The 12,773-nt window shown below is 71.1% G+C and carries 9 protein-coding genes and 2 pseudogenes; 3 read left to right on the top strand and 8 right to left on the bottom strand.

Annotated features, from left to right (window positions below; genetic code table 11):
* Positions 1-73 precede the first annotated feature (73 nt).
* On the top strand, positions 74-2,575 hold the full coding sequence (locus O7621_RS19960) for a glycoside hydrolase family 3 N-terminal domain-containing protein (RefSeq protein WP_282230651.1): 2,502 nt from the start codon (positions 74-76) through the stop codon (positions 2,573-2,575).
* 36 nt (positions 2,576-2,611) lie between these two features.
* On the opposite strand, the gene O7621_RS19955 is transcribed toward O7621_RS19960, so the two are convergent.
* From O7621_RS19955 to O7621_RS19945, 3 genes are all read right to left on the bottom strand, one after another.
* Positions 2,612-3,043, bottom strand: coding sequence for a DUF2267 domain-containing protein (locus O7621_RS19955; protein ID WP_282230650.1), 432 nt, complete (start codon positions 3,041-3,043; stop codon positions 2,612-2,614).
* Between the two features lie 67 nt (positions 3,044-3,110).
* A complete protein-coding gene (locus O7621_RS19950; RefSeq protein ID WP_282230649.1) occupies positions 3,111-3,530 on the bottom strand; it encodes a TraR/DksA C4-type zinc finger protein in 420 nt (139 codons plus the stop codon).
* 180 nt (positions 3,531-3,710) lie between these two features.
* Complete coding sequence (locus tag O7621_RS19945) at positions 3,711-4,388, bottom strand: winged helix-turn-helix domain-containing protein (RefSeq protein WP_282230648.1); 678 nt, start codon at positions 4,386-4,388, stop codon at positions 3,711-3,713.
* Between the two features lie 278 nt (positions 4,389-4,666).
* Between O7621_RS19945 and O7621_RS19940 the strand changes: the two genes are divergently transcribed.
* A complete protein-coding gene (locus tag O7621_RS19940; protein ID WP_282230647.1) occupies positions 4,667-5,590 on the top strand; it encodes an AEC family transporter in 924 nt (307 codons plus the stop codon).
* A gap of 264 nt (positions 5,591-5,854) precedes the next feature.
* On the opposite strand, the pseudogene O7621_RS19935 reads toward O7621_RS19940, so the two are convergent.
* A pseudogene (locus tag O7621_RS19935) lies at positions 5,855-6,406 on the bottom strand (patatin-like phospholipase family protein); the annotation flags it as partial.
* A 231-nt stretch (positions 6,407-6,637) separates the two neighbouring features.
* Positions 6,638-8,143: a hypothetical protein gene (locus O7621_RS19930; protein WP_282230646.1), complete on the bottom strand. Its 1,506-nt coding sequence runs from the start codon at positions 8,141-8,143 to the stop codon at positions 6,638-6,640.
* Positions 8,144-8,276: 133 nt separating this feature from the next.
* Here O7621_RS19930 and O7621_RS19925 point away from each other — a divergent pair, with 133 nt between their 5' ends.
* Positions 8,277-8,984, top strand: a complete 708-nt coding sequence (locus O7621_RS19925; protein ID WP_282230645.1) for a DUF305 domain-containing protein — start codon at positions 8,277-8,279, stop codon at positions 8,982-8,984.
* 47 nt (positions 8,985-9,031) lie between these two features.
* Here O7621_RS19925 and O7621_RS19920 read toward each other — a convergent pair whose 3' ends face one another.
* The 3 genes and pseudogenes from O7621_RS19920 to secA2 form a co-directional block, all read right to left on the bottom strand.
* The gene (locus O7621_RS19920; RefSeq protein WP_282230644.1) at positions 9,032-9,514 is read right to left on the bottom strand and encodes a DUF2231 domain-containing protein; all 483 of its coding nucleotides are present in this window, start codon (positions 9,512-9,514) and stop codon (positions 9,032-9,034) included.
* Positions 9,515-9,596: 82 nt separating this feature from the next.
* Positions 9,597-10,257, bottom strand: a pseudogene (locus O7621_RS19915) (GAF and ANTAR domain-containing protein).
* Positions 10,258-10,357: 100 nt separating this feature from the next.
* Positions 10,358-12,655 (bottom strand): accessory Sec system translocase SecA2, encoded by a 2,298-nt coding sequence (gene secA2 / locus O7621_RS19910; RefSeq protein ID WP_282230643.1) that lies wholly within the window; start codon positions 12,653-12,655, stop codon positions 10,358-10,360.
* Between the last annotated feature and the right edge of the window lie 118 nt (positions 12,656-12,773).

Raw genomic sequence — 12,773 nt, 5'->3', positions numbered from 1 at the left:
TCGGAAAACAGGGCGCGACGGTCCGGCGACGCCGGATTGGACCGGCGCGGCGACGATCGATAGGAGGCTGCCGGTGAGCGGCAAGGACTACGCCCTGGACGAGGGGCCGGCCAAGCCCGGTCCAGACGGGCAGCCGGACGGTCGCTCCGCCGCCGCGGCCACCGGGCGGGCGGCCGGGCCGCCCGACGCTGACAGCCCCGACCGGTCAGCACCGTGGCGCGACCCCACCCTGGCGGTGGAGGAACGGGTGTTCGACCTGCTCAGTCGGATGTCGCTGGCGGAGAAGGTCGCACAGCTGTACAGCTACTGGCGGGGCGCCAATGCCTCGATCGACGACATGGCCCCGTTGCAGCATGACCTGGTCGACGAGTCGGTCGACTGGGCCGGCCTGCTGCACACCGGCCTGGGGCAGTTGACCCGGCCGTTCGGCACCGCGGCGGTGACTCCGGCCGACGGCGCCGGAGCGCTGCTCCGGCTGCAGACCGAGATCGCCGCCGGTAACCGGTTCAATATTCCCGCGATGATTCACGAGGAGTGCCTGACCGGGTTCATGACCTGGGGCGCCACCGTGTACCCGACCCCACTGGCCTGGGGTGCCAGCTTCGACCCCGACCTGGTGGCGCAGATGGCCGGAAGGATCGGGCAGGACATGCGGTCGGTCGGGGTGCACCAGGGACTCGCCCCGGTGCTCGACGTGGCCCGGGACCCCCGTTGGGGTCGCACCGAGGAGACCATCGGCGAGGATCCGTACCTGGTCGCCACGATCGGCACGGCGTACGTACGGGGGCTGGAATCGGCCGGGGTTGTGGCCACCCTCAAGCACTTCGCCGGTTACTCGGCCTCCCGGGCGGGGCGCAACTTCGGGCCGGTGTCGGTCGGCCCGCGGGAGTTCGCTGACGTCCTGCTCCCACCGTTCGAGATGGCCGTCCGGGACGGCGGCGCCCGGTCGGTGATGCACTCGTACGCGGAGGTGGACGGCGTCCCGGCGGCGGCAGACGGCGGTCTGCTCACCGATCTGCTCCGTGGCCGCTGGGGGTTCACCGGCACCGTGGTCGCGGACTACTTCGGCGTGTCGTTCTTGGAGCTGCTGCACCGGGTGGCCGACGGTCCCACCACCGCCGCCGCCCTGGCGCTCAGCGCCGGGGTCGACGTCGAACTGCCAGCGGTACGGTGCTACGGCCCCCCACTCGTCGAGGCGGTCCGGCAGGGCGCCGTACCGGAGTCGGTGGTCGACCGGGCCGTCACCCGCGTCCTGCGGCAGAAGTGTGAGTTGGGGTTGCTCGACCCGGACTGGGATCCGGTGCCACCGGCGCTGGCCGGTGCGTACCGCCCCGGCGAGGCGAGCGGGCCGTCCGCTGGTCCGGAGATCGACCTGGATTCGCCGGCGAACCGGGACCTGGCCCGGCGGCTGGCCGAGGAATCGGTGGTGCTGCTTGCCAACGACGCCGTCCTTCCGCTGCCCGAGCGGGGCCGTATCGCGGTGGTCGGGCCGCTGGCCGACTCGGTCACCGGGCTGCTGGGCTGCTACACGTTCCCCAGTCACGTTGGTACCGTTCCGGCCGATGTCGGGGAGCAACCCCAGATGGGAACCGTCCTGGCCGCGCTGCGGGCCGAGCTGCCCGCAGCGACCATCGAACACGTCGTCACCGGCCCGGTGGACGGGCAGGACACCCCGGGCATCGTGGTGGCCGCGGACGCCGCGGCGCGGGCCGACGTCTGCGTCGCGGTGGTCGGGGATCGGGCCGGGCTGTTCGGCGCCGGGACCTCTGGCGAGGGTTGCGACGCCACCGACCTGGAACTGCCCGGACGGCAGGGCGAGTTGATCGAGGCGTTGGTGGCCACCGGCACTCCGGTGGTGCTGGTACTGCTGACCGGACGTCCGTACGCGCTCGGTCGGTACGCCGACCGGCTGGCCGGGGTGGTGCAGGCGTTCTTCCCCGGCGCCGAGGGAGGCGGTGCGGTCGCCGGAGTACTCAGCGGCCGGGTCTGCCCGTCCGGCAGGTTGCCGATCGGGGTTCCCCGGCTGGCCGGCGGCCAGCCGACCAGCTACCTCAGCCCGCTGCTGGGACACCGGACCGAGGTGAGCAACGTGGATCCCGGTCCGCTGTACCCGTTCGGCCACGGGCTGTCGTACACCTCGTTCGAGTGGTCGACGCCACTGGTCGACGGGGTCGAGCACGGCTGGGGTGCGGCCCCGGCGCAGATCGGCACCGACGGCACGTTGCGAATTCGGCTGCGGGTACGCAACACCGGCGACCGGGCAGGCAGCGAGATCGTCCAGCTGTACCTGCACGACCCGGTGGCGCAGGTCACCCGACCGGTGATCCGGCTGGTCGGCTACGCCCGGGTGCCGTTGCAGGCTGGCCAGGCGCGCTGGGTCGAGTTCGACTTCTCCGCCGACCTGTCGTGTTTCACCGGGCGGGACGGGCGGCGGGTCGTGGAGCCCGGTGACCTGGAACTGCGGCTGGCCGCGTCGAGCATCGATGTCCGCCAACGGGTCGCGGTCCGGCTGGTCGGCCCCCAACGGCAGGTCGACCACCGACGCCGACTGGCCACCAAGGTGACCGTACGGTGACTGACGGTACGGCCCGCGGCGGCGCGGGCCGTACCGTCAGTCAGCCAACAGGTCGCGCAGTTCGACCGGTACGGTGGCCAGCACGTCGTCCCACTCACCGGAGCTGACGTGCCGTCGCAGCACCCGGCTGACCGTCCGGATCACCTGTTCGGCCCCGCCCTCGACGTCGAACGGAAAGTCCCGTCGCACCCGGGCGACAAACTCGGCACGGTCCAGCTTCGTCGGCGCCGAGGTGGCGTCCCAGCCCTCGTAGTACAGCCCGCGGACCAGCAGCGGCAGTTGCGCCGCGAGCTGCACCACCTCAGCCAGGGGTAGCCGGTCGCGCAGGGTGTGCAGCACGGCGGCGAGCGCCGAGTAGGACTGCTGACGGCGCTGGGCCGGCCAGCCGAGTTCGTGTTCGATCTCGCTGAGCAACCGGTTGGTCTTGTCCACCGTGGCGTCAATGGCGGTCAACTGGGCAGTCGTCATCTCGTGCTCCCTCGTCGGTTCGCGGTGCCGGTGATCCGGGGGGCGCTCGTGATCCGGGCGGCCACGGTCAGGCCGCCCGCCGCTCGCGGGACTGTTTGCAGGTGACGCAGGTGGTGGCCGAGGGATAGATCTCCAGCCGCTCCACCGGAATGGCCACGGCACAGCCCTCGCAACGCCCGTAGTCGCCGGCGGCGAGCCGGGCCAAGGCATGCTCGAACTGGGTACGACGCTCCAGGATGGTCCGGATCAGGGACTGGGCCGCGTCCCGCTCGGCGGTCTTCGTACCGCTGTCGGCCTGGTCGTCGCCAGCGGTGTCGCCCCCTTCGACCAGCCGGAGCACCTGGCTCTGCGTCATCGCCTGCTCGTACTCAGCCGTCAGCTCCTGGTACCGACTGGTCAGCGCGGTGCGGATCCGATCACTGTCGATGGTTCCCGGTGCACCCGGCGCGCCCGGACCCGGTCGCCGGTTCACGTCATGCGTCAGCATGCGCCCATCCCCCTTCAGATCGAGTACGGCGAGCCACGACCGGCTCGGACTCCGGCACACCGGGTCGCCGCGAGACCCGCCACTTACCCGTCGCCGACGGCCGGCAAACCCGTCCGGCCCTTGACCAGCCACGCGCCTTCGGGCCTCGCCGACGCCGACCGGTGCTCGCCGGCGGTGTGATCAGCCGGCGGTGTCGATGCTGACCCGGACGTCGTCGGCGAGCCGGTAGCCGACGCCGTACACGGTGGTGATCAGGGGCGAGTTGCCCACCTTGCCGCGGAGCCGGCGGATGTGCACGTCCACGGTACGCACCCCGGTGTGCTCGTAGCCCCACACCGCGGCGAGCAGCTGCAGCCGGGTGAAGACCCGGCGAGGGTTCTCCACCAGGTGCAGCAGGAGATCGAACTCGAGTCGGGTCAACAGCAGTGGCTCGCCGTCCAACAGAACGGTCCGCGACGCGACCATGACGTGCAGTGCCGGCACGGTGACCGTTGCGGTCCGCCCTGACCCGGTGGCGGGTTCGGTGAACACCCCGCCGGCCGCCGGCGTCGGACCCGGCCCGTCGCGGCCGGCGACGATCTGGTCGAGCACCGCGCCGGGCTGCGCCCGGGCCGCGTCGGCCGCCGGCATCTCCACCGTCGCCTCACCCCGTTCCACCAGCTCCCGGGCGGCCTCCAACAACTGACGGGCGGACGACGAGAGCGTTTCCTCACCGGCGGTGAGCGGAATCGACACGGTGACGGTCACGGTCGCCATCGCCGGGCCGGTCCCCCGCCGGGGCGCGGCGGGCGGACGGGCCGCACCAGACGGTGGCAAACCGGACCAGCCGGCGCGCGGCGAGGCGGGGCTGACCGACATGGTCCTCCTAGACGGTTCCGGCCGGAAGCGTGCATCCCGGCCGCCGGCCGGTGTCCGTACGCAAACGGTAGCCGGGTGGGACGCGGCAGCCGGCACCGGACACAGGGGACGACCCGGTGTGCCGGCGGCTGCGCACGAACCGATGCTGCCGTTCACTCGCTCCCGGGTCAATACCGGACTGCGTTGCAGAAATGTGATGATTGACAAGCGCACCGTAATCGATTGCTCGCTCTGGATACCCGACCTCGGTGCTATTGGCGAACCGGCAGGATGATCACATGCGCGCCATCGTCGCCGGGTTCGCCGCGATCTGGTCGGTCACCCTGATCGGGTACCTGATCGGCCGTTTCGAGCTGCTCGGCCCGGACGGCACCGCCGTCCTGGCCCGGCTGACCTTCTTCATCGCGACACCGGCGCTGTTGTTCACCACCCTGGCCGGCACGTCCCCGACCGAGGTGTTCACCCCCGCGTTCCTCGCCTACCTGGCGAGCACCGTGGTGGTGGCGACCGGCTACCTGGCGCTAGCCGGTTGGCTGTGGCACCGGCCGGCCGGCGACGTCACCATCGGCACGCTCGGCGCGTCCTATGTGAACGCGGCCAACCTCGGCATCCCGGTAGCGGCGTACGTGCTCGACGACGTCTCGGTCGTCGCGCCGGTGCTGCTGTTCCAGGTACTCGTCGCGGCACCGGTGGCCTTCGCCGTCCTGGACCTCACCGCCGGCGACCGCAACCCGTCCGTCCGTCGGCTGCTGTCCCTGCCGGCCCGCAACCCGATCATGATCGCCTCGGCGGCGGGCCTGGCGCTGGCGGTCAGCCGCTGGCAGCCACCCGCCGAGCTGCTGCGGCCCTTCGAGCTGCTCGGTGCGGCCGCCGTACCGCTGGCCCTGCTGGCCCTCGGAATGTCCCTGCCCGGAAGCCGGCCGCTGGCAGCCGACCCGCAGGCCCGGGAACGCTACACCGCTGTCGCCCTCAAGGTGCTCGGCCAGCCAGCGGTGGCCTACCTGATCGCCCGACACGGTCTCGACCTCAGCGGCACGGCGTTGCTCGCCGCAGTTGTCACCGCCGCGCTACCGACGGCGCAGAACGTCTTCATCTTCGCCACCCGGTACCAGCGCGGTCAACGCCTCGCCCGGGACTCGGTGGTGCTCTCCACGGTCGCCACCGCCGTCACGCTGCTGCTGATCGCCGCCGTGCTCGGCTGACGTACCCCAGCGGGCGCGAACCTGGCCGGCGTACCCCGACGACTGACGCTCACCTGCGGCGAGCGCCGCCGCGAACACGACCGGATCACCCGGATCGCCGGTGAGCGCCGCTCGCGCTGTCGCGTCCGGCGTCAGGAACACGAGCGTGGCGGGACAACCGGCGGCGGGACGCCTCTGCCGGGCCGCCACCTCGACCTTAGCCGGCCCGCCACCGGCCAGGATCATCACCGTCGCCGCGCTGGCCGCCAGGTCCGGGTTGCTCGTCGAACGGACCGCGCCGCTGATGTACCGGCGGCCGTCCACCGCCACCGGCCCGGTCACCCCCGGCAGCGCGCAACTGGCCGCGACCGCCCGCGGCAGGGCGATGCCGGCCGTCGAGTCCCACGCCACCAGCTCACCGCTGTCCGCGTCGACTGCGGTGACCAGCAGCCGGGGCGCGCTGGGCCAGCGATGGTCGCGCAGCAGGTCCGCCGCGGCGCGGACGGTGGCGTCCGACGGGTCGGCGGCGAGCGCCAGCCGACCGAGTTGCATCCGGGCCTGCGACGACGTGGCACCGCCGACGCGCAGGCTCCGGCGGGTCTCGTCAACCAGTTCGTAGTCGGTTTGCCGGGCCGCCACCGGCCAGGTCCCGGCCCGCCGTACGGTGCGCACGGCCGCGGCAGGGCCAGCGGCGCCGTAGACCAGCGCCGCAACCAGGGCACCGGTCGACGTCCCCACCACCAGATCCGGGGCGCGCAGTCCGGCGCCCGCCCGGTCGAGTCCGACGAGCATCCCCAACTGCCAGCCGGCCCAACCATCCCCGCCAGCGCCGAACACCACGGCTCGTCCCGTCACCGCCACCTCCGACGCGCGTCGACCTCGACGACGGGACCGCCGTTACGTTCCAACCGCTACGGTCCTGCCGGCGGCACCGCCACCGAGCACAACGCGCCGAAGCTGAACGTTCGGCGGCCTATGGATGAACATCCGACCAACTAGTCAGGCGCGGCGGGTGGTCGGACCGCGGTCCGACCACCCGCCGGTTGCCTCTGTCTCACCAGCGCGGTGTCACCAGCTGAGGTACCAGGGCTGGGTCTGCACGTTCAACTCCGGGAACCGGACCAGCTTGGCGCTCGCCGTACGCCAGTCCTTGAGGTCCAGCACATCCAGACCCTTCTGAATGTCGCTGGAGTAGATGTAGCCGTTGTAGTAGTACGCCGACCAGGGTCCGCCGGTGACCATCCGGGTATCCGAATACGGTCCCCGCTCCCAGTAGGCGATCTCCTGCGGCCTAGCCGAGTTGGTGAAGTCCCAGACCGAGATACCGCCCTGGTACCAGGCCTGGACCATGATGTCGCGGCCCAGCACCGGGATCAGCGAACCGTTGTGTGCCACACAGTTCTCGGTCGACCCGTTGGTCCGTGGAATCTTGAAGTAGCTGCGAAACACCAGCGTCCGCGCGTCACCCGTACCGGTGATGTCGTAGATCGCGCTCGCCCCCCGCTCGGGACCGATGGTCGGGTTGCAGGTCGCCGCCCCGCCCCCGCCGAGTTCGTCGGTGAAGACCACCTTGGTGCCCGAGTTGTTGAACGTCGCCGAGTGCCAGAAGGCGAAGTTGGTGGTGTCCCGGACCTGGTGGACGACCCGGGGTGCCTCCCGGTCGGAGATGTCGAGCAGCACGCCGTCGCCCATGCAGGCGCCCGCCGCGAGATCCTTCTGCGGGTACGCGGTGATGTCGTGGCAGCCGGTGGTGGTGGCGCTGCCGTTGCCGCCCGGGTTGCCGCCGTCCGGGAAGATCGCCGGAGTGGCCACCACGGCCGCGTCGGTCGGCTTCTTCAACGGCACCTTGACGATCGAGATCAGGTCGTGCGGTGGCTGGCAGTCCGGGAAGTTCGTCGACGGGTTGTACGACGAGACATAGAGATAGACGAAGTTGCGGCTCTTGGCCGGCACCAGGGTGTGGGTGTGTGAGCCGCAGTTCGTCTCGACAGACTTGACGTACCGAGGGTTGCTCTTGTCTCGAATGTCGAAGATCTTGATGCCCTCCCAGGACTCCTTCACCGACGCGGACTGGGAGGTGCTGGCACAGGAGTCGTCACTGCGCGACGAGTCTGTGGACAGGAACAGCAGGTCGCCGTGGACCGACACGTCGTTCTGCCCACCCGGGCAGACCACCTGCGAAACCAGCCGCGGCCGCCGCGGGTTGGCGATGTCGTAGATCACGAAGCCGTTGTAGTTGCCGACGAAGGCATACCTGCCCTGGAAGGCGAGGTCCGAGTTCAACGAGGACTCGGTGTCGAACGGCGCGGGCTTGGGCAGGCTGGCGATCTGACGCAGGTTCCGACTGTTGTCGATTTCGTCGACGCCGAGTCCGGGGTCGTCGGTCCCCGCCGCCGATGCCTGGGCCAGGCACAACTCGACCGCCAGCGCGTCGGTGGCGTCGGCGCAGTCGACGTCGAACGGGGTCCCTGCATGACTAGGTGTCGCCAACGCGGTGCTGCCGAACAGGACGGCGATCGCCGCCACTGCCACGGTCCGGAGCTGCCGCGGCCCTCGTGGGGAACGTCTGATCATGTGCGGCACCCTTCGAAAGGGATTGATGATGCTGCGACGATACCGCCCAGTTGCCGACATCGATGTGACAGTGATCACATCGATACATGGAGTTAGCCGGATAGCATCGCGACCGTCCACTCCGGGAGGCCCGATGTCCCGATTGTCACTCGGCCGGCACCGACGGCTACTGGCACTCGCCCTGATACCGGCCGTGGTCGTCGTCGCGGTGGTCGTGCTGCGGACCACCGCAACAACCTCGGCCACGACCACCACCGGCGACGCAGCGACCGAGCCGGCGGGAACATCCACCGGCGCCGACGGGACCACGGACGCACCGCCGGTGATCCTGCCCGGCCGGCCCGGCGAGCCGGCCGAGCTGCGCCCCGCGACGGACGTGACCATCGATCCACCGCAGTACAACGCGCTGGACACCTGGTACGTCCAGATGATGATCCCGCACCACACCCAGGCCGTGCAGATGGCGGCGCTCGCCGCCGACCGCAGTGCCGACCCAGGGGTACGGGCCTTCGCCGACCGCATCCGGGCAGGACAGACCGCCGAGATTGCCGTACTCCGGCAGTGGCTACGGGACCGGCGGTTGCCGGCCGGTGGACACGACCACGACACGATGCCCGGGATGCAGACGGAGCAGGCCGTCCGGGAGCTAGCAGCCGCCCGGGGGGCCGAGTTCGACCGGCTCTTCGTGACGATGATGACCGACCACCACCAAGGCGCCGTCGAGATGTCCGACCGGGTACTCACCGGCGGCAGCGACGTGACCATCGAGGAACTCGCCACCTCGATCGCCGCCGAGCAGGCCGTCGAGATCAACCGGATGCGGGACCTGCTGGGCAGCTGAGCCGGCACCAACGGTCGGGCGCGACCCGGTCGCACCCGAGGAGTCGGCTAGTGGCGGGCCAACGCGTCCAACCCATCCGACCGGCGGCCGCGCTCGTCGGCGGCCGCTACCTCCCCGACGTGGCGCAGCAGAGCCGTACCGTGGCGCAGCCCCGCCACCCCCACGCCGAGGCCGACCAGCTCCACGATCAACAACGGGACGCCGGCCAACGACGTCGGACCGGAGGTACGGATCAGGCCGGCGAGCAGGAACAGCCCGCCCATCGCCGTACTGATCAGGTTGAACCGGACCAGCGAGGAACGGACCGGACCGGATGGCTCGTCCCAGAGATCGACCAGACCCACCGCCACGGTCAGCGCCATCGCGGCCAACCCGGCGACCAACGTCCAGTAGCCGACCTCACCGAACAGGTCGGGTGCCCCGGCCACCACCGAGATGTCAAACAGGGCCGCACAGACGAAGAGTCCGAACGGCAGGGTCACCAGCATCGGCTGGATCGGCTGGCCGGGCACGCGGAGTTGCGCCTGCATCGCCCTCACGCCCTTCCCACTGGTCACACCGGTCACACCACCCGTGCTACCCGATTATCTCCCGCCGCGAACCCACCCGCCATCACCGTTGCTGGCTGTCGGTCCGCAGCACCGACGCCACCAACCGCTCGGCGACCTCCGGCAACGGCATCGCGGTCGCCTCGGCCGCTTCGCGCAGCACCGCGAGCGCCTCCCCGGCCGGGCACCGCCGCTGGGTCATCACGATGCCGATCGCCGGGCCGATCACGTCGCCGTACCCCGGCCGATCGCCGTCGGCCCCGCCAGCCGCCGCGTCGCGACGCCGGTCCCGAACCGCCGCGAGGAGCAGTCCGGCGTGCTCGGTGAGGAGCAGGGCGGTCAGCTGCTCACCGGCACCGAGCGCTCCGTCCCGGTCCGCGTACAGGTTGACCGCACCGATCGACTCGTCGTCGACGTCCACCGGCGCGCTGAGCACGGTACGGATCCCCCGGTCGACCGCCGCCCGACTCCACTGCGGCCAGCGCGACGAGTCGGTGCCCGGAGCGGCCAGCACGATCTCGCGGTCCCGGATCGCGGTCATCGCCGGCCCGTCGGAGGCGTACTGAAGCTCATCCAGGTCCTTGACCAGTGGATCGGACGCCGCCACCGAGGCAGGCCGGCCGGCCCGGAAAACAGACGCTCGCGTACGTCACTGTGGGCAGCGCGGACCGGGTGGTGCGGGCGAGATGCTCCACCGCTTGATCGAAATCGGTGCACCGGATCATGCCGGCGGTCAACTCCCGCAGCAGGGCTGCGGTCTCCAGTACGGCCAGCCTGCTGTCCGCCGGATCGACCTGGGTCAACGGGATCGCGCCCCGGCCGCGCTCAGCGGTGGCCGCTGCCACTGAGCCGGCGGCCAACGGACGAGATCAGCCGGTCCAGCTCGGAGCCGAACGGGTTGTCGTGCACCAGGTAGGTCCAGGTCGCACTGGGCCGGACCAGTTGGGCCTCGTCGGGCTGCCAGTCCTCGTCGAACTCGGTCTGTTCGAAAGTCGCGACGGTGCGGGCCTCGATCTCCGGAATCAGCTGGTTGAACGCGGGCACGGCCGCCCGGTGGAACTCGTCGAGTGGATCGAGCCGGCCGAGGGCCCGCAGATGCACGCCCTCGCGCACCTCGGACAGTTCGGCGAGGTGTTCGGTCCAGAGCCGGTCCAGGTGGTAGAGGGCGATCGAACGGGCGGCCCGCGACAGCAGATCCTCGTCCATCTCGGCGCACCGCTGCGGGAACCGGTCCATCAGCATCAGCGCGGCGACCTCGGTGGTCAGCAGCCGCTCACGCCGCTCCGCGAGCGCCTTGCGCTGCTGCTCGATTACCACGCTGTAGCGCCAGGTGTTCCGGTGGATCTCGTAGTCGACACCCTCGGCGATCCGCTGGGCATGTTCGATGGCGAAGTCAACCTGCTCGTCCTGGACGATGCCGTCGGGCGTCATCCGCGGCGAGGGTGGGATCGCGTCCGGGGCGTGCCGGACGACCAGGTCGTCCTCCAGGCTGACGAAGAACACCGAGCCACCCGGGTCGCCCTGGCGACCGGCCCGGCCGCGCAACTGGTTGTCCACCCGTCGGCTGTCGTGCCGGCCGCTGCCGATCACGTACAGCCCGCCCAGCTCGGCGACCTGGTCCCGGTCGGACTGGTCGCTGCCGCCGAGGCGGATGTCCACGCCGCGCCCGGCCATCTGGGTGGAGACCGTCACCGCCCCCAGCGCACCGGCTTCGGCGATGATCGCGGCTTCCTCGTCGTCGTTCTTGGCATTGAGCACCACGCAGGCAACGCCGGCCTCGCCCAGCGACGCCGCCAGGCTCTCCGACTCCTTGACGTCGAGGGTGCCGATCAGCACCGGACGCCCGGTGGCGTGGGCCGAGCTGATCTCTGCGACCAGCGCCTCGTCCTTCTCGGCGCGGGTGGCGTAGATCCGGTCCGGCTCGTCGGTCCGGACGCACGGGGTGTGTGGCGGGATCACCGCCACCTCCAGCTTGAAGAACTCGCGGAGCTGGTCGCCGACGAGGACCGCCGTCGCGGTCATCCCGCACAGGGTGCGGTACGCCGCGACGAACGCCTGCACGGTGATGGTGCCGAGCACCTCGCCCTCGGCCGTGGCGTTCAGACCCTCCTTGGCCTCGACCGCCGCCTGCAGCCCGTCCGGCCATCGGCGGCGCTGCGCCACCCGGCCGCGCATCTCGTCCACCAGTTCCACGGCGCCGTCACGGACGATGTAGTCGACGTCGCGGTGCAGCAACGCATGGGCGTGCAGGGCGACGTGGATCGCGGACAGCTGCCCGACGTTGTCGTCGGCGTACAGGTCGACGCCGTCCAGCTTGGCCTCGACCGCGGCCAGCCCGGCGGAGGTGAACGCGACGCTGCGGCCGTCGTCGGCGACCTCGTAGTCCCGGCCGGCGCGCAGCCCGCGTACCAGTGTGGCGGCGGCGTGCACCGGGTCCTGCTCACCGACGACTGCCCCGGCCAGCACCATCGGCACCCGGGCCTCGTCGATGAGGATCGAGTCGGCCTCGTCGACGATCGCCGTGGCCAGCGGTGGCTGGACCCGGTCGGCGATGTCGGTGACCAACTGGTCACGCAGGAAGTCGAAGCCGGCCTCGCTCACCGACACGTAGGTGACATCCCGCTGGTACGCGGTCCGCCGCTGCTCGGGGCTGCTGCTCTCGGTGACCCAGCCGACGGTCAGCCCGAGCAACTGGTAGACCGGCGCCATCCACTCGGCGTCTCGGCGGGCGAGGTAGTCGTTGACCGTCAGTACGTGCACCGGCCCGTTGCCCCGCCGCACGTGCCCGTAGGCGGCGATCGTGGCGGTCAGGGTCTTGCCCTCACCGGTGGCCATCTCCGCGACCTTGCCGGCCAGCAGGGACATTGCGCCGAGCAGTTGCTCGTCGAACGGCCGCTCGTCGATCGCCCGCCGGGCAGCCTCCCGGCCGACCGCGCAGAGATCGACGAACTCGTTGGCCCGGCCGGCCTCGGCAATCAGCTCGGCGTCGTCGAGCGCCCGCAGGTCATCCTCCCGGCCGGCGATGTCGGGGAGCAGTTTCGCCAACGGAGCGAGGTCGACCGTGCTGCCCGGCCGCTGGAGGAAACGCCGGAACCGACTCTTCAGACGCTGCGACACACCCATGACCGTCAACGCTACGCGACGCGTCCGGCTCGCGGTGCCCCACCCGCCCCAGGGCGCTCAGCCGTGGCGGCCGAACCCCGATCGGACGACGCATACCCCCCGCTGGGCGGGGTAGCCA

It is taken from the genome of Solwaraspora sp. WMMD937, assembly GCF_029581175.1.
Classification (GTDB): domain Bacteria; phylum Actinomycetota; class Actinomycetes; order Mycobacteriales; family Micromonosporaceae; genus Micromonospora_E.
This window is presented reverse-complemented; position numbering and strand designations above follow the sequence as displayed.